We start from the raw sequence: 23127 nt of genomic DNA on the forward strand, positions 1-23127 counted from the left end.
TGCATTTCAGTGTAGCAAATTTCAGCTTAGTTGCTTGTAGGACAGTGCCGCGTCTGAAAGTAGGAAGGCCAACCCACGAAAATAGTCATTTTATTCTGCAGTGTGTATTTCTTTGCATTATCTTTTCAAGAGTGGGGCCGTGACGGGCGTCGCGGCCAGTTGCGCCACGGTCGTCAGCAGCTCTGCCGGGTCCAGCGGTTTCGAGACCCAGGCCTGGAAGCCGCTGGCCAGCGCCCGCTGGCGATCCTGCGGTTGCGCGAATGCCGTCAGCGCCAGCACGGGCAGGCGGGCGGCGTCAGGGGAAGCGTGCGCGCGGATTTGCGCCAGCAGGTCGAAACCGTCGGCATCGGGCATGCCGATGTCGCTGACCAGCACATGCGGGCGCACCTGCTCCAGCAGTTGCAGCGCCTGTGCCACGCTGGCGGCGCCATGCACTTCGGCGTGGTGGTCGCGCAGGATGCGTTCCGTCAGTTCGCGCGCATCGGCTTCGTCATCGACCAGCAGCACCCTGACGCCGCGCAAGTCGGGGCTGGCGGACGGGGCGCCGCCCGCCTGGCGCGCGGCGGCGGGCGCGCCCAGGGGCAGGCGCACGGTAAAGCTGGCGCCCTGCATGTCGCCGGCGCTGCTGGCCGTGACCGTGCCGCCATGCTGTTCCACCAGGTGCTTGACGATCGCCAGTCCCAGCCCCAGGCCGCCGTGCCGGCGCGTGGTGGAGGCGTCGGCCTGGCGGAAGCGGTCGAAGACGTGGGGCAGGAAGTCTTTCTTGATGCCCACGCCGTTGTCGGCCACCGTGATGGCCAGGCGGCTCGCCTCGCGGCGCACGCCGATATCGACCCGCCCCCCTTGCGGCGTGAACTTCAGGGCATTCGACAGCAGGTTCCAGATCACTTGCTGGATACGGCCGGGGTCGCCCATGATGCTGCCCGCATCGCTGGCGATGCTGCTGTGGATGGCGATGTGCTTGGCGTCGGCCGCCGGGCGCAGGGTTTCGATGGCCGAGGCGATGACGCTGGCGGGCGCGAGGGGCTGCAGGTCGAGCAACACCTTGTCGGAGGTGATGCGGCTCATGTCGAGCAAGTCCTCGATCAGTTGCGCCTGTGCGCGCGCATTGCGTTCGATGCTTTGCAGGCCGCGGTGCAGGTCGGCCTGGTCGCGCGTGCCGCGCCGCAGCACCTGGGCCCAGCCCAGGATGGCCGACAGCGGCGTGCGCAGTTCATGCGACAGGGTGGCGAGAAAATCGTCTTTCAGCTGGTTCGTGCGCTCGGCTTCGGCGCGCGCCTCGCGTTCGCTGTCGAGCAGCACCTTGCGCTCTTCGGCGGCGCGCGTGGCGGCCGCGTACAGGCGCGTATTGTCGAGCGCGACGGCGGCCTGCGCGGCGATGGCCGAGACGATGCGTTCGCTGCGCGCGCTGAACATGCCCGCCTGCGGATGGCCGAGCAGCAAGCGCCCCAGCAACAGGCCCGAGCGCGAACTGACGGGCAGGCTCAGGCAGCTGCGCAACGGCGGCGCGCCATCGGCGCTGGCGTCGGGTGCGGCCAGCAGGTCGTTCTCGCGCATGGCCGGTCCCTGGCGCAGTTCCGCGGCGACGGTGTCGGCCTGGCGCAGGCTGAGGCCGTTGACGGCGCGCGCCGAGGGGAGGGCCTCGCCCGCCTCGTCATAATAAAAGACGCCGAAGCGCGCGCCGCTGATGCGCGTGGCCGCATCGACGGTTTCCTGCAGCAGGGCCGGCAAGTCCAGGGTGCTGGCCAGGGCCGCGCCTGTGTTGTTGAGCAATTCCAGCACGCGCGTCTCGTCGCGCAAGGCTTCCTGCGCGCGCTTGACCTGGTCGACGTCGGTGCTCGTGCCAAACCAGCGCAGCAGTTGGCCGCCCCGGTCGCGCACGGGATTGGCGCGCGTCAGGAACCAGCGGTACTGGCCGTCCGCGCCGCGGATGGGGAACTCCATTTCGAACGGCGTGCCATCGCGCAAGGCGGTCTTCCAGGCTTGCAACATGGGCGGCAGGTAGCGCGCGTCATAGGCGATGCTCCAGCCGTCGCCCGCCATCTGTTCGGCGCTGGTGCCCGTGTAGTCGTGCCAGCGCTGGTTGTACCAGGCGATGGTGCCGTCGAAGCTGGCGATCCAGGCCAGTTGCGGGATGGAGTTGGCCAGCGCGCGCAAGTCTTCTTCGCTGTGGCGCAAGCTTTCCTCTGCCGCCTTGCGCTGGCTGATGTCCTGGATATACGTGGTCAAGCCTTCGCTGGACGGGAAGATGCGCACTTCCAGCCAGCGCCCCGGCGGCGGATACAGCAGCTCGAAACTGCAGCTGTGCTGCTGCGCCATGCTGCGCCGGTACTGCACTTCCAGTTCCGTGCCCTGCAAGTGGGGGCAGGCTTGCCACAGGCTGCTGCCCGCCAGCTCGCCGCCGGGCGCACGCTGCGGTGCGAGCATGTCGGCGCCGCGCGTATTGATGTAGCGGATGGTCCAGTCGTGGTCGAGCAGGCAAAAGCCGTCGGTAATACCCTCCAGCAAGTTGGCCAGGCGCTCGTCGGATAGGCTCAGCGGCGCTGATGGGGGGAGCAGATCTTGCTTGCGGTCATGCTTAGCCATCGGAAATCCTGCAACGGTGAGTCTGCCGCGCGGGCTGTTGCCCCGCCGGGCCGCCGTCGCTAAGCTCAGTTAAATGGGTCATGATGGAATTGCCTGCCGTCATGCATGAGAGGAGACACAAGCGCCCCTGTCTGACTGGTATTGTAGCCCCAAGCGGCGCGGCGCCACCGCACGCTTGCGTGCCGCCTGCAGATAGCACTGGACAGGCGGGAAGGCAGTCCCTATAATCCCGCTTCTTTCGAGACAGCAACTTCTCGATGCGCTGGGTGCCACTGTGAAAGCAGCTGTGTCCATCGATGAAAGGCGTAGGCTTTTCGGCAGTGAAAAGGTGGCTGATGGTGCGGGGCGGTATTCTGCAAAAATCAGCTAAGCGATTGAAAAATCGAACTTTTCAAAGCGAAATGAATACGCTATAATGTTTGCCTGCGCGGCTGTAGCTCAGCTGGATAGAGTACTTGGCTACGAACCAAGGGGTCGTGGGTTCAATTCCTGCCAGCCGCACCAGAATACTGAAAATCAGACTTTGCCTGGTTTTGTTGTAACAAGTTTCACCTCCATGTTGTTCATGGACTGTTGTAGAAGTTTTGCGGCTGTAGCTCAGCTGGATAGAGTACTTGGCTACGAACCAAGGGGTCGTGGGTTCAATTCCTGCCAGCCGCACCAGTATTGCCAAAACGGAGTTCGCTTCGTTTTGATGAAAGTTTCAAGCTTCGCGCCGTCCGGCGAAGTGTGTCAGAGTTTGCGGCTGTAGCTCAGCTGGATAGAGTACTTGGCTACGAACCAAGGGGTCGTGGGTTCAATTCCTGCCAGCCGCACCAGTATCAGCAGTAAAGAAAAAACCCGGAAAGGTAACTTTCCGGGTTTTTTTTCGTTCGGCCAAACGGTCGCTTGAAACACGCCGCCAGCAGCGCGGCGTGTTTCAGTCTGCCAAAGGGGCGTCAATTCGGATACGGCTGGCCCGACGACGCCTGGTTGCCCAGGACGATGGTGGTCAGCCACAGTCCGCCATTCGTCACGGGGCCCGTGAACTTGAACAGCGAGGCACCCGTCTGCGCCGGGTCCGCCACATTCGATGCCAGGGAATTTAGCCCCGAGGTCGTGAAGGTGCACGAGGTTTCTTGTCCAACTGCATTTTGTTCCGCGTTCAGCACCGGCGTGGCGCCATTGAACAGGGACAGGCCGCAATTATCCATTTTGGAACCGTAGGTGGCGGACTGCGTGTAGTTGAAGGTCACCACGCCGTCGAGCAGGGTAGAGGCGGGGAGGGACGACAGTTTCGCCGGCGTGATGCCGGTGAGCGTGGCGAACAGGCTGGCCTGGTTGGCCCTGGCAAAGGCTTTCGACAGCGGCACGGCATTGATCTGGAACGGGAAGGCGCTGACGGGGCCATTCGGCGTTTTCAGGGTCCAGACATACACCTTGCCAGGCGCGACTTTCGTCTCGTCGATGCAAGCCGTGCCGGCGCCCAGGCCCGGCGTGTTGGCGGGCAGGCCAGCCAGGTCCTTGCAGCTTTGAATGGCTTCCGCGTTATGGTAGAAAGTACTGGCGGCGCCATTGCTGTCGGCCACCCGCATGTGCGTGTAGCCGGTCGCCGGCAGGATCAGCTGCAATTTGCTGCCGGCCGTGCCCGGTATCTGGAAGTCGCCGAACGTCGTCAGGCCCGGTCCCCGCACATCGATCTTGTTGATGGCCGGATTTTCCTGCAGCACGGTGTCGAGCTCGACGTGCGCGGCCCATTCGCGCGCAAAGCTGGCCGTGCCCGCAGTATCGACGCTGCGCTGGATGCGCGCATTCATGTGCATGTCCAGGTGGCCGCTGCCGGCCAGTTTCCAGCCGCCGGCGCAGCCGCTGGTGTCGCTGGTCTTGAGCAGTTTCCAGTTGAGCATGCCCGCGTCGCCGCCGATGCGCAACTGCACCCATGCGCTGCTCGGCTTGCCTGCGGTGAAGGCGATGGCCGTCGCCCCGGCGCCCAGGCGATTGCCGATGAAGTCGGCAACACGCGTCGTCGAAGTGCTGGACGAGGACGTCAGCGTGGCAATTTCATCCGTGCTCAAAGGCTGCATGCTGACGCTGGCCAAGCCCAGTGCTTCGATCGTCAGCCCCGCATGGGCGGCCTGGTCCGGGCTGGTCAGGGCGGCCAGGATTTCCGCCTTGCCCACCGCCGCCCCCATGCTGAACGAACTGTCGATGAACGGCGACACAGCCGTCGTCGACGGCACGACGAAGCCCGTCTTCGGATACAGCGCGCTGAGCGAGGCCATGCAGGCGCGGATTTCCGGCAAGACACTGGCTGCGGCCGTCGCCTTGACCAGGTCGGCGTCCGATGGTGGCGTCGCCGCCGGTATCGTCGACGCGCCGCCGACGGCGGCGGGCAAGGTCACGCTGCCCAGCGCGCTGTTGGTGGCGATCAGGGTGACCGTCGCCATGGCGCCTTGCGCTTCCGCGGGCGCGACGAGGATCTGGTCCAGCACGGCGTCCATGCCCGTGCCGTTGGCAACAAAGGCGCCCGTCAACGGATTGGTATTGCCGGTATTGATCGGTTTGATCATGGCGACGACGGCGGCCACGGCCGCATCGAGCCGTTGCTGGGTCGCCGCCGTGGCCAGCGCCGTGGTGCAGGCGGCCGAGACCGTATTGGCGACGGGGGCGCAGACGGCGGCCAGGGCCGTGCCGCCGGGCTGGCCCGACGCCGTGGAGACGATCAGGTCGGTCAGCGGCGTGATGTTGACGGTTTGCCCCGCCGCGGTGGCGATGGAGTTGAGCGTCACTTGCTTGCCGCCGGACGTGCCGGTGATGCTGAGGAAAAACGGCGCCGTCATGCCGGCCACGTCGACCGTAAAGGCGCCACCGGCGCCGGTGTTGACCGCCACCGACACTTTGCCCTTGCTATCGATGGCCACGACGCTGCCCGCGACGGGCGCGCCGACGGCGGCCGTGCCGCTGACCGTCGTTGCCGGTGCCGGTACGACGGGAGGAATGGGCGGCGCCGGGTCGGCGGGGGTGCCGCCGCCGCCACAGGCGGCAAGAAGGAAGGTGGCGGCGCAGGCGGCAGCCAGCGGCAATAATTGATGCAAATTCTTTTTCATGACATCCCCTTGGTATTTTTTTTGGAATTACTGCCAGTAAACATTCTCAAAATTTTCCATGAATTGCAATTGATTTTTCATGGATGCATTGATAATGTCTAAGAAGAAATAAACCTGTCGGTTTTGCGCCGCAGTCAGAAAATAAATGTGATGAAAGATGCAAGTGAGCGGGGTGGGTCGGCCGCTGAAAAACAGGGGAGGGCGTCAATTGTGAAATAGTGCCGCCACGCCCTTTGCCATTCCGCAAAGCCCTGCTATAATCTTGTCTTAGGCGGCTGTAGCTCAGCTGGATAGAGTACTTGGCTACGAACCAAGGGGTCGTGGGTTCAATTCCTGCCAGCCGCACCAGAATATCGGGGGTCAGATTATAAAATCTGATCCCCTTTTTCGTTTCCGAATGGATTTATGTTGCGCCCGTGGCGCCGTGCCGGTATTGCCGGCGAAACGCGCGCGGCGTGACGTGCCTGGCGGCGCGGAACTGGCGGTTGAAATGCGCGAGGTTGCGGTAGCCCGCCTCTTGCGCGATGACGGCGATGGCGAGATTGCTCTCGATCAGCTGTTGGCAGGCGCGGCCGATGCGCAGCCGCGCCAGGTACTCGCCCGGCGTGCAATGCGCGTGGCGCTTGAAACAGCGGTGAAACGCGCCCAGCGACAGTGCCGCCTTCGGCGCCAGGGTTTCCAGTGCGATCTCTTCCCGGAAATGCGCGTGCATGAAATCAAACACGCTGGCCATGCGCTTGTGCTGCCCATCGGGCAGCGGCGCCTGCGCCATCGAGGCCAGCGGCCGCGCGCCCGTATCGCCGGCCAGATCCAGCAGCACGTCGAGCAGCAGCGGCAAGCGCTGCGGTACGGGCAGGGCGTTCAGTTGCAGCAGTTTATCTGCGCTGCGCGCGCTCATGTCCGCTGAAAAATGCAGGGCGGGACCGGCGCGGGCCGCCAGTTGCCGCAAGCCGTGCAACTCGGGAAAACAGGCCGCCAGCCGTTCCACCCATTCCAGCGAAAACCATACGACGACGGCCAGCATCGGCTGCGCGCCGTCGATGCGCTCGCTGGCCGACCACGTATGCGGCAAATTCGGCCCCAGCAGCACCAGGTCGCCCGGCTCGAAGTCGCCCAGGTGGTCGCCGATGTAGCGTTGTCCCCGGGCATTCACTGTGAGGGTCAGTTCGAACTGCGGGTGGTAATGCCAGATGAAGGGAATGGTGTCGAGTTCGCGCCACAGCAAGCCCCAGGAGTGGCCCGTCGGTATCGTGACTTGTTCGAATAAAGGCGTCATTGTGACGTTTGAAGCGTAGGAATAGTCAGGATAGTATCAGTATTGGCCACCCGGCGCGCATTTTACGGGGCCGTGCCATCGCACAATCTGTCTCACACCAACACAGGAGACAGCGATGCAAGACAAATATCAATACGGCGAAGACCGTCCCGGCAACCCGTCCGTGGCCTATACAGAGCAAACCCAGTTGCGCGACATCGAGAAACAGCTGCCCCTGCGCGTGCTGTCCGACAGCGATTTTTTACACTGGCAAACCTACGGCTACGTCATCGTCAAAGATGCCGTGTCGCCCGAGCAAGTGCGGCGCACAACAGATTTCCTGTGGGAGTTCCAGGGACTCGACCAGCATGATCCCGCCACCTGGAACCGGGACCAGTTGCGCGACCATGCGATGAAGGAACTCAACGGCTCCGGCATGGTCGAGGCCTATCACCACCAGACCCTGTGGGACAACCGCCAGACCCAACGCGTCTATGACGCCTTCGTCGACATCTGGGACCGTCAGGATTTGTGGGTGACCATCGACCGCGCCAACCTGAACACGCCGAACCATGGCAAACGCAAGTTTAGCGGTTTCATCCACTGGGATGCGGACACCACGCTCGACCCGCTGCCCGTCAACGTGCAGGGCGTGCTGGCCCTGTCCGACACCTCGCCCGAGAGCGGCGGTTTTCAATGCTATCCGGAACTGTTCAACAATTTGCTCGCGTGGCGCAAGACGGTGCCGCTCGACCGCAATCCGTGGCAGCCGGACCTGGCGACGGTGCCGTACCCGATGCAATTCATCGCCATGAAGAAGGGAGAACTGTTGATCTTCAACAGCCTGCTGGCGCACGGCATCCGCCCGAACACGTCCACGGACCAGGTGCGCCTGGCGCAATATATTTCCTTCACGCCAGCCCAGCAAGACAACCAGGCCTTGCGCGACTGGCGGGTGCAAAGCTGGCGCGAGCGCAGCGCGCCACAAGGTTATGCGTTTCCCGGCGACCCCGAGGAAAAGGAAAAGCTGTGCTATCCGCAGGCGCGTTTGACTGCGCTGGGCGAGCGGATCCTTGGCGCGCGCGACTGGTAAGCCACGTTCTGTCCGCCAGTCTTGCCTGCCGGATAGACAATTGCGGGTAAATGCACGATCATGGTTCGACTTGCCATCGACCGAGGAAACGCATGAGTATCATCACCTGCATCGAAGACTTGCGCGTGCTGGCCCAGAAACGGGTGCCGCGCATGTTTTACGACTACGCCGATTCCGGTTCCTGGACGGAATCGACGTACCGCGCCAACAACAGCGATTTCGCCAAGATCAAGTTCCGCCAGCGCGTGGCCGTCAACCTGGAAAACCGCAGCCTGGCTTCGACCATGGTCGGACAGGCCGTTTCCATGCCGGTGGCCCTGTCGCCCACGGGCTTGACGGGCATGCAGCATGCGGATGGCGAAATTCTCGCGGCCCAGGCCGCTGAAAAATTCGGCGTGCCGTTCACCCTGTCGACCATGAGCATCTGCTCGATCGAGGACGTGGCGGCGAACACGACGAAACCGTTCTGGTTCCAGCTGTACGTGATGAAAGACCGCGAATTCATCAACCGCCTGATCGACCGCGCCAAGGCGGCCAAGTGCGGCGCGCTCGTATTGACGCTGGACTTGCAGGTGCTGGGACAGCGCCACAAGGACTTGCGCAACGGCCTGTCCGCGCCGCCCAAGCTGACCATTCCGAACATCCTCAACATGGCCACCAAGCCGCGCTGGGTGGCGGGCATGCTGGGCACGAAACGGCGCGGCTTCGGCAACATCGTCGGCCACGCCACGTCCGTGTCGGACATGTCGTCGCTGTCGGCCTGGACGCAGCAGCAGTTCGACCTGAGCCTGTCGTGGGCCGACGTGGAATGGATCAAGCAGCGCTGGGGTGGCAAACTCATCATCAAGGGCATCATGGACCCGGAAGACGCGCGCCTGGCCGTCAACAGCGGCGCCGACGCGCTGATCGTCTCGAACCACGGTGGGCGCCAGCTCGACGGCGCGCAATCGTCGATCGAAGCCTTGCCCGCCATCGTCGACGCCGTCGGCTGCCAGATCGAAGTGCACATGGACGGCGGCATCCGCTCGGGCCAGGACGTGATCAAGGCCGTGGCGCTGGGCGCCAAGGGCGTCTACATCGGCCGCCCGTTTTTATACGGCCTGGGCGCCATGGGCGGCCCGGGCGTGAGCAAATGCCTGGACATTATCCGCAATGAGCTCGACCTGACGATGGCGTTTTGCGGCTTGCGCGACTTGCAACAGGTGGATAAAAAAATCCTGCTGCCGGGCACGTTTTAAGCCGTCACCCGCACGAGGTTAAAACCTTCCGATGCGGCGGGCGGCACGAAGTGGCGAGTAATCTCATCAAATTGCGCGTCGCTGGTGGAAAACGGGTGCAGCCCGCTGGCATTGCGCTGGCGCAAGCGCGCCTTGCATGCGTCGTCTGGCACGTCCAAGTAATGCAGCACGTGCGGTGCGCCCGCCTGCTGGAACAGCTCGCGCATCCAGGCGCGGCTGGCGGGCGTATTCGCGGGGAAATCGAGCACGACGGACACGCCCGCCCGCAGCAGTTGCAGGGCCAGAGGCGCGATGGCCGCGCGCAGCCGCGCCGCGCAGGCCACATAGTCGGCCAGGCTGGCGATCTGGCCCGGATACAGCTGCGCCAGCAGGCTGTCTTCGCTGATGCGCACCGTGTGCGGTGCGCTGGCCAGCCGGGCCGTCAGGGTGGATTTGCCGGACGCAATCTTGCCGCACACGAGGTGCAGGGTGGGGGTAACGGGGGTGCTGGAAGTGGTTTGCATGGTCGCTCGCTCAGGTGAGTAAAACAAAGCCTGCGAGACGTCTTGATTGTTTGTTGCGTATCCAAGCCGCCTTGCAGGCGGCTTGGTCAATGTCATTCCTGTCCAGCCACCATGTGTAAAATGGCGGCAATAATCGATGGCAGGGGCGGGAATGACGATGGCATGGAGCAACAATGCCATGCGATGGATGGCGTTGTCAATGCTTGGTCTTTACTCGAACAATTGCCGGTACTGCGCATACGGTTCCATGCCCATGCTGGCGCGGCGCTGCTCCAGCCGCTGCGGATCGTCGATGGGGAAGGGGACCGTCTTGCCGGTGCTATCCGTGCGGAACTGGCTGCCGTACAGCTGCGGCAGCTTGTCATTGCTCAAGTCGCGGTCGATCGCCAGTGCGAGCTTCGATGGCGTGATCTCCCCCCGTGCCGCTGCTGCGCGCATCAGTGGCAGACTGCTTTTCAGAAAAAGTTCCGAGCCATGCTGGGCGATCAGCCAGGCGCTGCCCGCCGCCTTGTAGCCCACCATCGTTTGCGTGGGCCAGCCCTTGCTGGCGATGATTTGCCGCAAGCGTTGCTCACGTGCCTTATCCGTGGCCAGCATGCGCTGGCGTGTGGCCAGGTCCGGCCCCGTTGGCGGGAATCCCGGGCGCAGGGCCTGGTCTTCCTGTTCCATGGTCCGTAATTCCGCTGCCAGCGCCGCTTCGGGCACCGCGGCCGGATACAGCAGGAAGTCCAGCGCGCCCGCCGTGGCCGCGCTGAAGATGAGCTTGGGTTCCGCTTCCCAGTCGGGCGATTGCAAGAGCAGTACCAGTGTGGCGCCTTCCGGTACGTCAATGCGGTAGCGGCCATTTTCGACCGTGCCATGTATCCGCGGCTCGCCGTGCATGCGCTCGGCAACGATGGTGATGACTGGCGGCAACGGCGGGCCGTTGCTGCGGATGGTGCCGCTCAGTTCGAAGGCGCCCGCATGGGCGCTCCAGCACAGCAGGATGGCGAAGGTCAGGCGTGGCATCGGAGTCCGTTCAGGAGTGGGGGAGGTCGAGCAAGGTCCAGGTTTCACGGAACGTGGCCGCATCGAGCGGCCGCGCATGCGGGTCGTCGGGCTGGAACAGGCCGCCGATCAGCATATCCTGGATGGCGCCCGTGAAGCCGCCATACGCTGCGCGGCCCCACTGGCGGCGCGTGTGGGCGAAGACGACGGCACCTTGCTGCGCCGCCAGTTGCGCCAGCGCTTGCCGCAAGGTGGCGGCCCCTTCCGGGCCCATGTCCGTGGCGATGGCGTACACTAGGCGCTGGCCGAATTGCAGGGGCTTGCCTGCCAGTCCCAGCAGCGATTCGTTGGCCAGCGCGAGGAACACATCGGGCGCCTGGTCGTCTTTTTCGCAGACGGTCCAGGTGGGCGCCCAGGCTTCCAGGGTCATGAAGCGCGCTTGCGTCGTGGCCGCCGTGTGCGTCCACTTCGCGTGCGATTTTTCATCCCAGCCCAGGCGGCCAAAGGGAATCGGCTTGCCCTTGGGGTTGTATTGATGGCTGCGCACGCCGGCCTTGCCCCGCGCTTGCGCCATCAGGCCATCGAGGCTGGCGGCAAACGGCGTCCATTGCGCCGCCTGCCACAGCGGCGCGGCATCGGGCGCGGCCAGCAGCAGGAACACTTCGTACTCACGTGAAAAAAACGCCATCTACCTTCCTTATCGTTGCAGTTCAGATATGGCCGCCCGCTGGCTGGGGCGCAGCAGGTAGACGCCATACAGGCACAGGGGCAGCACGGCCAGCAGGGCGATAGTCGGCAGGATCGATGCGCCGTCTTCGGCCGGGTTGGGCAAGGTGGCCGTCACCAGCGCGTAGTCCCATAGTCCATGCACGAGGACCATCGGCCATACCGAGCGGGTGCGCAGGCGGATGGCCGCATAGCCGACGCCTTGCAGGGTGGCGGCGACGGCTTGCCACACGGCGCCGCTGACGTCGCCCGTGGCCAGGCCGTTGGCCAAGTGGGCCAGGCCGAACAGCGCCGAGGACATCAAAACGGCGGGCCAGACGGCGTAGCGGTCCAGCATGCCCTGCAGCAAGATGGCGCGGAACATCAGTTCTTCCGAGATGGCCACCAGCGCCGCATTGCACGCCACGATCAGCAGCACGCGCGGCTGCGGCCAGCCGCCCGCCCAGGCCAGCAGCAACATCAGCAAGGCATACAGCAGCGGTGGCCAGACCAGCCACGTGCTTTTCCATGGCTGCGGCGCGCACAGGCCCGCCGCGCGGCGCTGGCCGGACGCCAGCAGCAGCGCCAGTGCGAACACGGCGGCCAGCGCCCACGACAGGCCGATACGGCCGGTGACGGCTGCGCCCGGCAAGGCGTAGCCGGCCGCTTCCAGCCAGCGGCCGCCCATGCTCAGGGCCAGCCAGATGGCCAGTGCGCCGATGGCGAGCGGCATGGTGAGGTGGATTCTGGGGATGGACATGGTCGGCTTCGGTGTGTGCTGCATCGTTTACTGCGTGCATGAGCGGATCATGAAGTTGCATCTATGATATGGATAAACATTGCCATAGTACATTAAAAGCCGCGCTGCAAAGTTGCCACATCATTACAATTGCATGGAATAATAAGCATTGCTCGTCTCAACCTTCGATTGGAGTTGTATGGCTTACACGAAAATCCTCACCACTGAACGCCTGATCCTGCGCAAGCCGCAGCCATCCGATGAAGCGGCCCAATTCGCCATGCATGCCGACCCCGAAGTGATGCGCTATTTCAGCGAGCCGCCGTGGACCGATGCCAGCCGCGCCACGCGCCAGATTGCCGAAGACAGCGCCGCTTTCGAGAAAGAGGAATTCTTCCGCTTCGCCGTCGAGCTGAAAGCGACGGGCGAATACCTGGGCAGCTGCAGCCTGTTTTCCGAACACCGGCAGAACCGCCGCGCCGAAATCGGCTACGCGCTGGGCCGTCCGTACTGGGGCCGTGGCTATATGCACGAAGCCTTGTCGGCGCTGCTCGAATTCGCCTTCGTCGAGCGCGACCTGAACCGCCTGGAAGCCGACATCGACCCGCATAACGCCGGTTCGGCCAGCGCCCTGGAGCGCCAGGGTTTCAACAAGGAAGGCTTCCTGCCCGAACGCTGGATCGTGGGGGGCCACGTCAGCGATTCGGCGCTGTACGGCTTGCTGCGGCGCGAGTGGGAAGCGCGGCGTTTGCAAGCAGGATAATCATGGGGCAGCGGAAGACATTTTCCATCCCGCTCATCCTGGCGCTGTGCCTTGCCGCCATCATTGGCGGAAATTTGCTGGGCATTTATTTGCTGCGCGATATGCCAAATGATCAACATGCGTGCACCATCGCTTGTGCGAAGAACAATCAGACGGGTTATCTGGTGTATGTCTACGGTGCCGCGCAAACTGCAGGTATGCGCGGCAAAGGCCCGGCAGAATGCCAGTGCCGGTAAGCCGCGTGGCTTTTATTGAGCACGACAGGGAATGTAGACAGGATTAAGACTGATGCAAAGAATCGAAGATTTCCAGCAAGCACTGGGCCACGCCTTGCCAGCGTACTACAAGGGCTTTCTGCAGCACTGGCAAGAGGGCATGCGGGGCGAGCAGGTATTGCTGTACGGCGCAGAAAGTTTGATGGAGCGCAACGAAACATATGACACGCAGCAATCCTGCCCCGGCTACCTCACCATCGGCGACGACAGCGGCGGGCGCGCCGTCATGCTGGCGCTCGATGGCGTTGACCGCGCCGTGTACCTGGTGGGCCATGGATCGATGCAGCGCGACGATTTCGAGCGGGCCGCCGATGATTTCGCCGCCTGGCTGGCCGCCGATTGCCCCGTCGATTGATTACTCCATGAGCAAACGATGAAACCGGCTGACTTGCCCTGTTCCACCCATCCCCTCGTGATCTTGCGCCGCCTGGAACGCAGCGACGTGCCCGCCTGGTATGCCTACCTGGCCGACCCTGTCGTCGTCGAGCACACGAGCTGGGACTTGCGCAGCATCGACGACCTGCAGGCCAATTTCGATGACTATGCATCGGCCCAGCCGTCTTCGCCCATCCGTCTGGCCGTCGTGCTGCGCGACGGCGGCCAACTGGTGGGCACCATCGGCTTGAATGCGATTTCCCCGCCGCACCGCACGGCCGAAATCGCCTACGACCTGGCGCCTGCCGTCTGGGGGCAGGGCGTGGCCACGGCCATCGTGAACGCTGTCGTGGACTGGGGTTTCCAGCGTCTGGGCTTGCTGCGCATCCAGGCGACTGTGCTGGAGAGCAATGCACGTTCGATCCGCGTGCTCGAACGCTGCGCTTTCGAGCGGGAAGGTTATTTGCGCTGCTACCGGCAGATTCGCGGAAGATCCGGCAACTTCTGGCTGTATGCGCGCCTTGCCGGCGTTCCATGAACAAGCTTCCCTTGAGCATCCTGCTGGTGGAAGACCACCTGGCCATCGCGCGCCAGGTGCTCGACTTCCTCGACGGCTTGGGCTGGCAGACGGACCATGCGGGCACGGGCGCGCTGGCGGTGCAATTGGCCACGCGCAACAATTATGACGTGGTGCTGCTGGACCTGAACCTGCCCGACATCGATGGCTTGCAAGTGTGCCGCGCCATCAAGGTGGGCGCGCCCAGCAATGTGCCGATTCTGATGCTGACGGCACGCGACGCCTATGAAGACAAGGCGCTCGGCTTTCGCGATGGCGCCGACGACTATTTGACCAAGCCCTTCGACTTGCGCGAACTGGTCTTGCGCTGCGAAGCGCTGGCGCGCCGCCACCAGTTGCACGTGCACCAGGAAATGCGCGTGGGGCCCTTCACCTTGCAGACGCGCGCAGGACGCGCCCTGCTTGGCGATGCGGCGCTGCCACTGACGCAGACGGGCTTTAAAATCTTGCTGCTGCTGTGCCGTGAACATCCGCACGCCGTATCGCGCTCGGCCTTGCTGCAGCAGCTGTGGGGTTGCTTGGCGGGGTTGGCGCGGCGGGCATGCTGGTGACCATCCCGCAGCTGGGCTACCGCCTTGCCTTCGACTCTGCGGCATCTCCGTGAGCCAGTCGATCCGCCACCAGCTGTTCGCCGCCCTGGCCGGCTTCACCGTCCTGCTGTGCCTGTGCTACACGGGCCTGGCGCTGGTGATCGCCTATGTGACGGAAGACATGCTGGTGCAGCGCCTGCTGGAGCGCGAAGCGGCGGCCATCAGCCAGCGCTGGCGCCAGCAAGGTGAGCTGACGCCGTCTGGCAGCGACCTCATCACAGTTTATGGCAGCTACCTTGCATTGCCTCAAGCGGTACGTGCGCAAGTGCCGCCGTCCGCCCCGCGCGGGGAGGTGTTCACGACGACGGGCCAGCATTATCACGTGCTGGCGCTGGACCACGTTGCCGCTGGCCAGCCGCAGCGCGTGTATCTGCTGGCTGACGTGGCAGCCGTGCTGGTGGTGTCGCGCCTGGCGCAGGAAGTGGGCGGTGTCGTCGCTGGCATGGCGCTGGCGCTGATCGCCCTGGCCCTGCTGTTGGCCTACTGGCTGGCGCGGCGTCTCGTGCGGCCCTTGCAGAGACTGGCCCAGGAAGCGCGCCAGCTGGCGCCCGGCAGCGCCGTGCATTTCAGCGCGCGCGATCGCCCCGACGAGATCGGTTTCCTGGCGCGCCGCCTGGAAACCACCTTTGCCGAACTGCAGGCGGTCTTGCAGCGCGAACAGGCCTTCGCGCGCGACGTCAGCCACGAACTGCGCACGCCGCTGACCCTGATGCACAACACGCTGGCGCTGGCGAATGCGCAGCCCCTGGGCGGGCAGGGGCAGGCGCAGCTGCAGCAATCGACGGACGACATGCGCGCCACCATCGAGGTGTTGTTCGCGCTGGCACGGGCCGAGCAGCTGCCCGGCGAGGTGGTGGAGTTGCGCGGCTGCATAGAGCAATGCCTGCTGCGCCTGCTGGACGACCATCCCTGGGATGCCAGCCTGCTGACCCTGGAGCTGCCCGAGCGGCTGGAGGTGCTCGGCAACGGACAGCTGACGATGTTGCTCATCAATAATTGCCTGGCCAATGCCCTGTTCCATGGCGGCCCGGCCTGCCGCATCAGTATTACGTTTGCGCAAGGCTGCCTGAGCATCGGCAATACGCTGCCGGCGGGGCGGCCACGGCGCGTCCAGGGCTTTGCGCATGGACAGAACCTGCTGCTGCGCCTGGCACAAGCCATGCGCTGGGACATTGCTTTCCATCCCGGCGAGAGGGAGTACCGTGTCGCCATCATGGTGGTGCAATAAAGGCGCCGGATTTCACCGCGATTTCACCGGCGCTTGCGTAAGCTGCAAGCTCTTGATCAACGGAGAAAGCCGCATGAAATTGTTTATCAGCCTGCTGGTGCTGGCCTGCACGTGCATTCCTGCGCTGGCGCAAGTGACCAGCCTCGTTCACAAAGACGAAAAACGCCGCTACATCGTCTATACGCCCGCCGCTTATCAACGCCAGCCGCAGCAAGCGTTTCCCGTCGTCTTCAATTTCCATGGCGGCGGCATGAGCATGGCGGAACAGATGCTGTACACCCAGATGAACAAGGCGGCCGAGCGGCACCAGTTCATCGTTGTGTATCCGCAAGGTATCAAGCAGGACTGGAACGTGGGCTTTGGCATGGATTACCTGGCCGGTACGGATGACGTCGGTTTTACGCAAGCGATGCTAAGCAAGCTCAAACAGGATTACCGCATCGATGACAAACGCGTGTATGCGACGGGCCTGTCGCGCGGCGGCTTCTTTGCCTTGCGCCTGGCGGCCGAGCTGCCGCAGCAGTTCGCGGCCGTCGCTTCCGTGGGCGCGCCGATGCCCGTGCCCGTCATCACCCACCATACCGTGCTATCGCCGGTGGGCATGCTGTTGATACAGGGCACGGCTGACCAGGTGGTCTTGTATGGGGGCAAGGATGGCGGCTATCTATCCGCCGAGGACACGTTTGCCTACTGGCGCAAGCAAAACCGCCTCGAAGGCGCCGCGCCACCGGCGCGCATGCTAGCCACCGTGCCAGGTGACGATACGCAAGTGACGCATGTGGAGCAGGGCAATGGCGCGCAGCAGGTGGCCTTGCTCACCGTCAAGGACGGCGGCCACACGTGGCCCGGCGCCGACGCCTTCAATGTTGGCCTACCCATCGGCAAGACCACGCGCGCCATCGATGCGAATGAGGTGATGTGGGAATTTTTCAGCCGCCATCGCCGTTGACGCCATGCTAGGATGGCGGCGCATGGCGTAACCCAACAGGAAAGGCAGGCACAGTGGGATTATCAACAGCAGGTATCGCGGCCATGGCCGAGGCAATCTTCGCCAAGCCCGGCGCGGCCGTGGCAGAGGTGTATTCGGCGCCGGAACGGGAAACGCTGCATTTCCACTCGCCTGGCGAGCTGTGCGCGTATGCGGCCAGGCTGGAGGCCGCAGGGGCCAGCGAGGTGCTGCTGGCCGTGCATTACCCCGACATGGGCGGGCAGTTTGCCCCGACCCGCATCGCGCTCGACCCGGCCCAGTGCGGCGGCCTCACGTATCGTTATGTGTGCGAAGGCTGGGGCGTCATCCGCGTCTACCTGCGCCTGTCCAGCGGCAAGGGCCTGAACTCGAACGTGGGCGCCAATTCGCGGAAACGCGCGGAAAAATGGCAAGCCCATTACCCGGCATTCGGTTCGCCCGATGCCTGGGACTGGGACGCCGTGGGCCGCCACGAACGCAGGCTGATCCGCGTGCTGAAGAAGGTCGCCGCGCAAGAAGGCCAGTCATGAAGGACGTGATGCAGATCCACCCCGCCACCATCTTTTGCCGCTCGCTGGCGCAGCTGTCCGCCATGCTCGACAAGACCGGCACGGCGCCGCAACTGCTGGCGGCGCGTTTGCACCCGGACATGCTGCCGTTCGCCCAGCAAGTGCGCGCGGCCGCGAGTTTTTCCCTGCGCGGCTGCTGCCCGCTGGCAGGGCTGGAGGTGGCCGATTTCAGCGCCGCCGCCACCCTGCAGGAGCAGATCGCGCAGACCATGCGCTACCTCCAGGCGATTCCCGTAGAGCGCTTTGACGGGCCGCCTGACCGCCTCTGCCGCGACCGCGCCGGTTTCGCCGACATCGCCTTGCCGGCCGGCGAGTATGTGAATCTGTACATCCTGCCGAATTTCTATTTTCACTTCAGCATGGCGTATGCGATCGCCCGCAGCAGCGGTGCGGCCATCGGCAAGGGCGATTTCGACGGCTATCACGCTTACGCGCCGGGTTTCAGCTTTGAGCGTCCCGCCGCGCCGTAGTGGTTACAAGCCCGCATCCTTCCATGCAGAAAACCCCAGCCGTTTCAGCAGCCGGCCCGACAGTCCGCAGCTCCAGCAACTGATCTGGATTTGCCGGTGGCTTGCCGGCCCCTGCGCATGCCAGGCTTGCTCGGCGTAAGCGAGCAGCGCATCGCTGAGCGGGGAATGGTCGGCTGTCGCCGGCAGGCGCGACATCAGTTCGAACACGCCGTGGGTCGTCTCCCTGATCTGCAGCAAACCGGCCAGCAGAGCGCGCAGTACGGCGCCGTCGATGTTGGTACTTGCTTGCGTGAAACGCTGCTGCCAGCACAGGCTGCGCGTCTGCCACAGGGCCAGCAGCGCGGGCACATCGGCGGTGCGCAGCTGCCCGATCAGCTCGTCCGCCTCCTGAAACAGGTCGAGGCGGTCGTATTCATCGTCGTCCAGTCCCAGCAAATCGTCGAGTTCGTGCCAGACGCTCATGCCACCACGTTCACGGGAGCACCGCGTTCGAACGCTTCGATGTTGCCGATCAGGATATCGGCCAGCTTTTGCATGGCCTCGCCACTGGCCCAGGCCGTGTGCGGGGTGAGGATGAAGTTGGGCAGGCGCAAATTTAAAAGCGGGTTGTCGGGCGGCGGCGGCTCCTTTGATAACACGTCGAAACCGGCGCCGGCGATCACGCCCTGCGTCAACGCCTCGGCCAGCGCCGCTTCGTCGACCAGGCCGCCCCGCGCCGTGTTGATCAAGAGCGAAGTCGGCTGCATGCGCGCCAGTTCTTTTGCTCCGATGATGTTGCGCGTCTTGTCCGTCAGGGGCAGGTGCAGGCTCAGTACGTCGGAAGTGGCCAGCAATTCGTCGAAGCTCACCTGCGTCACGCCGTCGTCCTCGATGGGCGAGCGGTTGTGCACGATGACGTGCATGCCGAAGGCGCGCCCCAGCTGGGCCACGGACTTGCCCAGCGCGCCGTAACCGAGCAAACCCAGGCGGCTGCCGGCCAGGTCGCGGATCGGGTGGCCGAACAGGCAGAAGCGCTCCGATGCCTGCCACAGGCCTGCTTCCACGTCGGCCCGGTAGGCGACCAGCTGGCGGCGTAGGGCCAGCATCAGGGCCAGCGTATGCTCGGGCACGGTGGCGCGCGCATAGTCGCGGATATTTGCGACGACGATGCCCCGTTCGCGGCAGGCGGCCAGGTCGAGGATATCCGTGCCGGTGGCGGCCACGGCGATCATTTTTAAATCCGGCAACTGGGCCAGCTCGGCCGCGCGCAGCGGCACCTTGTTCGTGATGGCGATGGTGGCGCCTTGCAGGCGGGACACCGTCTGTTCGCTGCCCTTGGTGTGCGGAAACTCTTCCCAGCTGTGGGCGAAGGCGGGCGGACGCACAGTGGCGATCAGGCTGTCGCGGTCGAGAAAGACGATGCGGTGGGACGATGTGCTTGCTGCGGTCATGGCTGGGCCTCGGTCTGGACGGTACGCGCGGGAAGGTTGCTCTTGCCCTTCAGTTGCGTGGCCGGGTGGTTGGTAAACATGTCGGCGACCCACTCGACAAACACGCGCACCTTGGCGGACAGGTGGCGGTTGGGCGGATAGATCACGTGGATGGGCAGCGGGTCGGATTCCCAATCGCCCAGCAATTCCACCATTTTGCCCTGTTCCATCAGGGGCGCAAGCATGAAATGCGTCATTTGCACGATGCCCAGGCCCGCCAGGCCGGCCGCCGCGTAGGCGTTCGAGTCGTTCAGGGCGATATGGCTGGGCATGGACATCTGGATGCGTTCGCCGGCGCGCGTGAAATCCCAGTCAAACGTCTTGCCCGTCTTGGCGGAGAAAAAATTCACGCCCCGGTGCTGCGCCAGGTCGTTCGGATGCAGCGGCGTGCCATAGCGTGCCAGATAGCCGGGCGCGGCGCAGGTGATGAAATGCAGCACGCCGACCCGGCGCGCGATCAGGTTCAGGTCGCCCAATTCTCCGCCGCGCACGGCGCAGTCGACGCCTTCCTCGATCAGGTCGACGGGCCGGTCGCTGCAACCGAGTTCCAGCGAGATGTCGGGGTAGCGGGCAAAGAAGTCGGGCAGGGCGGGGATGATCAGTTCGCTGGCCAGGGCCGTGGGCGCATCCACGCGCAACCGTCCGCTGGGGCTCAAGCGCGTGCGCGACAGCGACTCCTCCGCTTCGCGCACGTCGGACAGGATGCGCACGCAGCGCTCGTAATACGCGGCGCCGTCGGAGGTGATGCTGACGTGGCGCGTGGTGCGGTTGAGCAACTTGACCGACAGGCTCGCTTCCAGCGCCTGGATCAAGGTCGATACGGTGGCTTTCGGCAACTGCATGTTTTCCGCCGCGCGCGTAAAGCCGCCCGCATCGACGACTTGGATGAAAACTTCCATGGCTTGCAGCTTGTTCACTTGATTCCTTATCATGTTATGCGCGATTGTTCGTAATTCTGAACAATCAATTCGTCATTGCACTCTTTATCAGATTGTAGATCAAGTCTATAGTTGTTGTACTGCAGCATAAATGTGATGCCGCAGGAAGTACAACAGGAGAAAAATCATGGGTCATCGGAATGGAATCTTTGCAGTGCTTGCTCTCGCTATGAGCTCGCTCGCTCTGGCCGCGATGGTATCGACGGATGCCTACTCGTTGGCGGCGCAAAGCGAAGCCAGTGCGTATAGCGCCGTGACCCATGAAGTGGGCGGCGTCGCCCTGTTGTGCCTGAACGACACGGTGCTCGATGTTGCGGTGCAGCCGATGGTGGCGCAATGAGCGTTGCCGACACCACGGCCGAGCTGGCACCTGGCCAGGCGCTGAAGATACGCGACATCGAGGTGCAGGGCGCGCAGGATGCGCTCGCCGCGCGCGTCTACACGGCCGGCGTGCCGGGCGCCAGGCAATCGAGCCTGATCGTCTTCTTCCATGGCGGCGGCTTCGTCGCCGGCGACCTGGAGGACGCGGACGACTTCCTGCGCTGCCTCGTGCTGAGCAACCCGGACCACGTGGTGCTGGCCGCGAACTATACCTTGGCGAAGGTGCGGCCATTCCCCGCCGCCGTGGAAGACGCGCATGCCGTGTTGCTGTGGGCAAAAAAGAACAAGTCCAAGCTGGGCTGGACGGGCAAGCAGATGGTGGTGTCGGGCATCGAAGCGGGCGCCAACCTGGCCGCCGTGTGCGCCATGATGTCGCGCGACCGGGGCGGACCGCCCCTCGCGGGCCAGGTGCTGATCATGCCCATGCTCGACCCCGGCCTGTCGACCTGCTCGATGCGCAGCTTGCCCACATGCCCCGACCTGGCGGAAGTGGCCGACCAGTGCGCCGCCGCCTACCGCGGCTACTTGCCGAATGCCGCTGACCGTACCCATCCGTACGCGTCGCCATTGCAGTCGAGCCGCCTGAAGAACCTGCCGCCAGCCTTGATCTTGTCCAGCGAAGATGACCCATTGCGCGACGAGGCTGAACAATACGGCAGCAAACTGATCGCCTGCGGCATCAAGACCACCGTGCGGCGCATGGCCGCCGCGCCGCTGCAAGACGCTGGCGCGCGCAATGAGTGCGCGTGCAAGGTGCAGGTATTGAGTGAAATCGCCAGCTTTGTCGCCGGACTGGGGCAAGAGCCCGAGTCATGAGGCCGCCATCTGCGGTACCGCAAAAAAACTTACACTAATTAGTTTACTTTTTGAGTTTCGGTTGCTACACTACGCAGTGTAGTTCCCATCTTGTCTGCGTTGTGCGCTCGCACAGCCGGCTTCGTCGTCCCCGTCCGCTTTTACGCTGCTGGCGGCCTGTTTACCTTTGATCGAGCGCCGTCGGGCGCCATGGCACCACCATTCACTTTTTCAGTTGGGTTGCTTCTTGCCGCCCATACCATTAGAAATTTTCATAAAACAGGGAAATAAAATGAAAAACGTTCAACAATTTTCCACTCTGCTGAAGCCCCTGGCTGCCTCGCTCGCGCTGGCAGGACTGGTGGCCGTGAGCCTGGCCGGCTGCGATTCGGCCAACAGCAAGGTGCCCGACGCGCCAGCGGCCGGCGGCCCACCCGTCTCGGCCGCCGCCGTGGTGGAAAAACAGATCACGGAAACGCAGGAATTCTCGGGTCGCCTGGAAGCGATCGAGCGCGTGGAAATCCGCTCGAGAGTCGGCGGCTTCATCACCGCCGTCAATTTCAAGCCGGGCAGCGAAGTGAAAAAGGGCGAGGTGTTGTTCGTCATCGATCCACGCCCGTTCCAGGCCGAAGTGTCGCGCGCCGAAGGCACTGCCGCCTCGGCCCGCGCCAAGGCCGAACTGGCCAAGCTGGAACTGTCGCGTGCTGAAAAGCTGCTGGCCGAAAAAGCCATCGCCCAGCGTGAATTCGACGAAAAGGCCTCGGGCCTGAAAGAGCTGGACGCGAACGCCCGCTCGGCGCAAGCCGCGTATGAAGCGGCCAGGCTGAACCTGTCGTACACGCAGGTACAGGCACCGATCAGCGGCCGTGTCAGCAAGGCGGAAATCACCGTCGGCAACCTGATCGACGCTTCCGCCATCCTCACTTCGGTGGTGTCGACGGACCGCATCTACGCCAGCTTCGACGGCGATGAAGATACGTATCTGCGCGTGGCCGGCACGGCGCAAAAGGGCACGCCCGTCACCGTCAAGGTGGGCCTGGCCAACGAAACGGGCTTCCCGCACGAAGGCAAGCTGGAATTCGTCGACAACCAGCTCGACCCGGCCACGGGCAGCGTGCGCATGCGCGCCACCTTCGCCAACGCCGAGCGCCAGTTGGTGCCCGGCCTGTTCGCGCGCATCTTGCTCGACGGCGGCAACGGCCCGCACGCGCAAAACACGGCGCTGTTGATCAGCGACCGCGCCGTCGGCACGGACCAGAGCCGCAAATACGTCTACGTGGTAGGCGCTGACAACAAGGCCGAATACCGCGCCGTCAAGCTGGGCCCGAACTCGGACGGCTTGCGCGTGGTGCGCGAAGGCTTGAAAGCGGGCGAAAAGATCGTCGTCAACGGCTTGCAGCGCGTGCGCCCCGGCGCGCCCGTGACGCCGCAGATGGTGGCCATGGATTTCGATCCGACCGCGCCCGTCGCCCCCGCGAAACCTGAAGTAAAAGACGCCAAGATCGCCGCCAAGGCGGCATCGACTTCCAAGGAATAAA

Annotated in this window: 24 protein-coding genes and 4 tRNA genes; 18 read left to right on the forward strand and 10 right to left on the reverse strand. The window is 64.0% G+C overall.

Annotated elements, in window-relative coordinates; translation table 11 throughout:
* Positions 1-117: 117 nt before the first annotated feature.
* The gene (locus KY494_RS27965; RefSeq protein WP_219889102.1) at positions 118-2586 is read right to left on the reverse strand and encodes an ATP-binding protein; all 2469 of its coding nucleotides are present in this window, start codon (positions 2584-2586) and stop codon (positions 118-120) included.
* 427 nt (positions 2587-3013) lie between these two features.
* Here KY494_RS27965 and KY494_RS27970 point away from each other — a divergent pair.
* From KY494_RS27970 to KY494_RS27980, 3 genes are all read left to right on the forward strand, one after another.
* Positions 3014-3090 (forward strand) — tRNA-Arg (locus KY494_RS27970).
* Positions 3091-3172: 82 nt separating this feature from the next.
* Positions 3173-3249, forward strand: a tRNA-Arg gene (locus KY494_RS27975).
* Positions 3250-3327: 78 nt separating this feature from the next.
* A tRNA-Arg gene (locus KY494_RS27980) sits at positions 3328-3404 on the forward strand.
* A gap of 120 nt (positions 3405-3524) precedes the next feature.
* Here KY494_RS27980 and KY494_RS27985 read toward each other — a convergent pair.
* The gene (locus tag KY494_RS27985; RefSeq protein WP_219889103.1) at positions 3525-5672 is read right to left on the reverse strand and encodes a hypothetical protein; all 2148 of its coding nucleotides are present in this window, start codon (positions 5670-5672) and stop codon (positions 3525-3527) included.
* Positions 5673-5943: 271 nt separating this feature from the next.
* Between KY494_RS27985 and KY494_RS27990 the strand changes: the two genes are divergently transcribed.
* A tRNA-Arg gene (locus tag KY494_RS27990) sits at positions 5944-6020 on the forward strand.
* A 55-nt stretch (positions 6021-6075) separates the two neighbouring features.
* On the opposite strand, the gene KY494_RS27995 is transcribed toward KY494_RS27990, so the two are convergent.
* Complete coding sequence (locus KY494_RS27995; protein WP_219889105.1) at positions 6076-6948, reverse strand: AraC family transcriptional regulator; 873 nt, start codon at positions 6946-6948, stop codon at positions 6076-6078.
* Between the two features lie 115 nt (positions 6949-7063).
* On the opposite strand from KY494_RS27995, the gene KY494_RS28000 reads away from it, so the two are divergent.
* Positions 7064-8020: a phytanoyl-CoA dioxygenase family protein gene (locus tag KY494_RS28000; protein ID WP_219889107.1), complete on the forward strand. Its 957-nt coding sequence runs from the start codon at positions 7064-7066 to the stop codon at positions 8018-8020.
* A 92-nt stretch (positions 8021-8112) separates the two neighbouring features.
* The gene (locus KY494_RS28005) at positions 8113-9258 is read left to right on the forward strand and encodes an alpha-hydroxy acid oxidase (RefSeq protein WP_219889108.1); all 1146 of its coding nucleotides are present in this window, start codon (positions 8113-8115) and stop codon (positions 9256-9258) included.
* Here the strand turns inward: KY494_RS28005 and KY494_RS28010 are convergent.
* The 4 genes from KY494_RS28010 to KY494_RS28025 form a co-directional block, all read right to left on the reverse strand.
* Entirely contained in the window at positions 9255-9761 is a 507-nt protein-coding gene (locus KY494_RS28010) for an ATP-binding protein (protein WP_219889110.1), read from the reverse strand. The two genes, KY494_RS28005 and KY494_RS28010, sit on opposite strands and share 4 nt — an antisense overlap.
* 210 nt (positions 9762-9971) lie before the next feature.
* Positions 9972-10769 carry a DUF6624 domain-containing protein gene (locus tag KY494_RS28015; protein ID WP_219889112.1) on the reverse strand — a complete coding sequence of 266 codons (798 nt, stop codon included), beginning with the start codon at positions 10767-10769 and terminating at the stop codon, positions 9972-9974.
* A 10-nt stretch (positions 10770-10779) separates the two neighbouring features.
* Entirely contained in the window at positions 10780-11436 is a 657-nt protein-coding gene (locus KY494_RS28020) for a hypothetical protein (protein WP_219889113.1), read from the reverse strand.
* Positions 11437-11445: 9 nt separating this feature from the next.
* On the reverse strand, positions 11446-12213 hold the full coding sequence (locus KY494_RS28025; RefSeq protein WP_219889114.1) for a CPBP family intramembrane glutamic endopeptidase: 768 nt from the start codon (positions 12211-12213) through the stop codon (positions 11446-11448).
* Between the two features lie 178 nt (positions 12214-12391).
* Between KY494_RS28025 and KY494_RS28030 the strand changes: the two genes are divergently transcribed.
* The 9 genes from KY494_RS28030 to KY494_RS28070 all read left to right on the forward strand — a co-directional run bounded on the left by KY494_RS28030 (position 12392) and on the right by KY494_RS28070 (position 18006).
* Positions 12392-12955: a GNAT family N-acetyltransferase gene (locus KY494_RS28030; RefSeq protein ID WP_219889116.1), complete on the forward strand. Its 564-nt coding sequence runs from the start codon at positions 12392-12394 to the stop codon at positions 12953-12955.
* Between the two features lie 2 nt (positions 12956-12957).
* A complete protein-coding gene (locus KY494_RS28035) occupies positions 12958-13191 on the forward strand; it encodes a hypothetical protein (protein WP_219889117.1) in 234 nt (77 codons plus the stop codon).
* A 52-nt stretch (positions 13192-13243) separates the two neighbouring features.
* Entirely contained in the window at positions 13244-13585 is a 342-nt protein-coding gene (locus tag KY494_RS28040) for an SMI1/KNR4 family protein (RefSeq protein ID WP_219889119.1), read from the forward strand.
* A gap of 18 nt (positions 13586-13603) precedes the next feature.
* Entirely contained in the window at positions 13604-14143 is a 540-nt protein-coding gene (locus KY494_RS28045; RefSeq protein WP_219889121.1) for a GNAT family N-acetyltransferase, read from the forward strand.
* Complete coding sequence (locus tag KY494_RS28050) at positions 14140-14733, forward strand: response regulator transcription factor (RefSeq protein WP_219889122.1); 594 nt, start codon at positions 14140-14142, stop codon at positions 14731-14733. The genes KY494_RS28045 and KY494_RS28050 overlap by 4 nt, the downstream gene beginning before the upstream one ends.
* 49 nt (positions 14734-14782) lie before the next feature.
* Positions 14783-16000, forward strand: a complete 1218-nt coding sequence (locus KY494_RS28055) for a HAMP domain-containing sensor histidine kinase (protein ID WP_219889124.1) — start codon at positions 14783-14785, stop codon at positions 15998-16000.
* A gap of 73 nt (positions 16001-16073) precedes the next feature.
* Positions 16074-16949, forward strand: a complete 876-nt coding sequence (locus tag KY494_RS28060; protein WP_219889125.1) for a PHB depolymerase family esterase — start codon at positions 16074-16076, stop codon at positions 16947-16949.
* 83 nt (positions 16950-17032) lie between these two features.
* Positions 17033-17497: a hypothetical protein gene (locus tag KY494_RS28065; protein WP_219889127.1), complete on the forward strand. Its 465-nt coding sequence runs from the start codon at positions 17033-17035 to the stop codon at positions 17495-17497.
* Complete coding sequence (locus KY494_RS28070; RefSeq protein ID WP_258194517.1) at positions 17494-18006, forward strand: DUF1993 domain-containing protein; 513 nt, start codon at positions 17494-17496, stop codon at positions 18004-18006. Before KY494_RS28065 ends, KY494_RS28070 begins: the two co-directional genes overlap by 4 nt.
* A 3-nt stretch (positions 18007-18009) precedes the next feature.
* Here the strand turns inward: KY494_RS28070 and KY494_RS28075 are convergent, their stop codons facing one another.
* Genes KY494_RS28075 through KY494_RS28085 form a run of 3 tightly spaced genes read right to left on the reverse strand, consistent with a single transcriptional unit; the run spans position 18010 to position 20392 of the window.
* Complete coding sequence (locus tag KY494_RS28075) at positions 18010-18468, reverse strand: hypothetical protein (protein WP_219889128.1); 459 nt, start codon at positions 18466-18468, stop codon at positions 18010-18012.
* Positions 18465-19436: a D-2-hydroxyacid dehydrogenase gene (locus tag KY494_RS28080; protein WP_219889129.1), complete on the reverse strand. Its 972-nt coding sequence runs from the start codon at positions 19434-19436 to the stop codon at positions 18465-18467. The genes KY494_RS28075 and KY494_RS28080 overlap by 4 nt, the downstream gene beginning before the upstream one ends.
* On the reverse strand, positions 19433-20392 hold the full coding sequence (locus tag KY494_RS28085) for a LysR family transcriptional regulator (protein WP_219889130.1): 960 nt from the start codon (positions 20390-20392) through the stop codon (positions 19433-19435). The genes KY494_RS28080 and KY494_RS28085 overlap by 4 nt, the downstream gene beginning before the upstream one ends.
* Before the next feature lie 190 nt (positions 20393-20582).
* Between KY494_RS28085 and KY494_RS28090 the strand changes: the two genes are divergently transcribed.
* From KY494_RS28090 to KY494_RS28100, 3 genes are all read left to right on the forward strand, one after another.
* Positions 20583-20753: a hypothetical protein gene (locus KY494_RS28090; protein ID WP_219889131.1), complete on the forward strand. Its 171-nt coding sequence runs from the start codon at positions 20583-20585 to the stop codon at positions 20751-20753.
* Positions 20750-21610 (forward strand): alpha/beta hydrolase, encoded by an 861-nt coding sequence (locus KY494_RS28095; RefSeq protein WP_219134631.1) that lies wholly within the window; start codon positions 20750-20752, stop codon positions 21608-21610. The genes KY494_RS28090 and KY494_RS28095 overlap by 4 nt, the downstream gene beginning before the upstream one ends.
* Before the next feature lie 271 nt (positions 21611-21881).
* Complete coding sequence (locus tag KY494_RS28100; RefSeq protein WP_219889132.1) at positions 21882-23126, forward strand: efflux RND transporter periplasmic adaptor subunit; 1245 nt, start codon at positions 21882-21884, stop codon at positions 23124-23126.
* The last annotated feature ends 1 nt before the right edge of the window (position 23127 follow it).

The organism is Janthinobacterium sp. PAMC25594 (assembly GCF_019443505.1).
Taxonomy (GTDB): Bacteria; Pseudomonadota; Gammaproteobacteria; order Burkholderiales; family Burkholderiaceae_D; genus Janthinobacterium.

Coding starts and splice junctions, on each gene's coding strand:
- KY494_RS28035 (WP_219889117.1), top strand. CDS start 12,958: ATGGGGCAGCGGAAGACATTTTCCATCCCGCTCATCCTGGCGCTGTGC.
- KY494_RS28075 (WP_219889128.1), bottom strand. CDS start 18,468: ATGAGCGTCTGGCACGAACTCGACGATTTGCTGGGACTGGACGACGAT.
- KY494_RS28090 (WP_219889131.1), top strand. CDS start 20,583: ATGAGCTCGCTCGCTCTGGCCGCGATGGTATCGACGGATGCCTACTCG.
- KY494_RS28010 (WP_219889110.1), bottom strand. CDS start 9,761: ATGCAAACCACTTCCAGCACCCCCGTTACCCCCACCCTGCACCTCGTG.
- KY494_RS27985 (WP_219889103.1), bottom strand. CDS start 5,672: ATGAAAAAGAATTTGCATCAATTATTGCCGCTGGCTGCCGCCTGCGCC.
- KY494_RS28030 (WP_219889116.1), top strand. CDS start 12,392: ATGGCTTACACGAAAATCCTCACCACTGAACGCCTGATCCTGCGCAAG.
- KY494_RS28025 (WP_219889114.1), bottom strand. CDS start 12,213: ATGTCCATCCCCAGAATCCACCTCACCATGCCGCTCGCCATCGGCGCA.
- KY494_RS28070 (WP_258194517.1), top strand. CDS start 17,494: ATGAAGGACGTGATGCAGATCCACCCCGCCACCATCTTTTGCCGCTCG.
- KY494_RS28000 (WP_219889107.1), top strand. CDS start 7,064: ATGCAAGACAAATATCAATACGGCGAAGACCGTCCCGGCAACCCGTCC.
- KY494_RS28095 (WP_219134631.1), top strand. CDS start 20,750: ATGAGCGTTGCCGACACCACGGCCGAGCTGGCACCTGGCCAGGCGCTG.
- KY494_RS28015 (WP_219889112.1), bottom strand. CDS start 10,769: ATGCCACGCCTGACCTTCGCCATCCTGCTGTGCTGGAGCGCCCATGCG.
- KY494_RS28020 (WP_219889113.1), bottom strand. CDS start 11,436: ATGGCGTTTTTTTCACGTGAGTACGAAGTGTTCCTGCTGCTGGCCGCG.
- KY494_RS27965 (WP_219889102.1), bottom strand. CDS start 2,586: ATGGCTAAGCATGACCGCAAGCAAGATCTGCTCCCCCCATCAGCGCCG.
- KY494_RS28050 (WP_219889122.1), top strand. CDS start 14,140: ATGAACAAGCTTCCCTTGAGCATCCTGCTGGTGGAAGACCACCTGGCC.
- KY494_RS27995 (WP_219889105.1), bottom strand. CDS start 6,948: ATGACGCCTTTATTCGAACAAGTCACGATACCGACGGGCCACTCCTGG.
- KY494_RS28080 (WP_219889129.1), bottom strand. CDS start 19,436: ATGACCGCAGCAAGCACATCGTCCCACCGCATCGTCTTTCTCGACCGC.
- KY494_RS28005 (WP_219889108.1), top strand. CDS start 8,113: ATGAGTATCATCACCTGCATCGAAGACTTGCGCGTGCTGGCCCAGAAA.
- KY494_RS28100 (WP_219889132.1), top strand. CDS start 21,882: ATGAAAAACGTTCAACAATTTTCCACTCTGCTGAAGCCCCTGGCTGCC.
- KY494_RS28065 (WP_219889127.1), top strand. CDS start 17,033: ATGGCCGAGGCAATCTTCGCCAAGCCCGGCGCGGCCGTGGCAGAGGTG.
- KY494_RS28045 (WP_219889121.1), top strand. CDS start 13,604: ATGAAACCGGCTGACTTGCCCTGTTCCACCCATCCCCTCGTGATCTTG.
- KY494_RS28060 (WP_219889125.1), top strand. CDS start 16,074: ATGAAATTGTTTATCAGCCTGCTGGTGCTGGCCTGCACGTGCATTCCT.
- KY494_RS28040 (WP_219889119.1), top strand. CDS start 13,244: ATGCAAAGAATCGAAGATTTCCAGCAAGCACTGGGCCACGCCTTGCCA.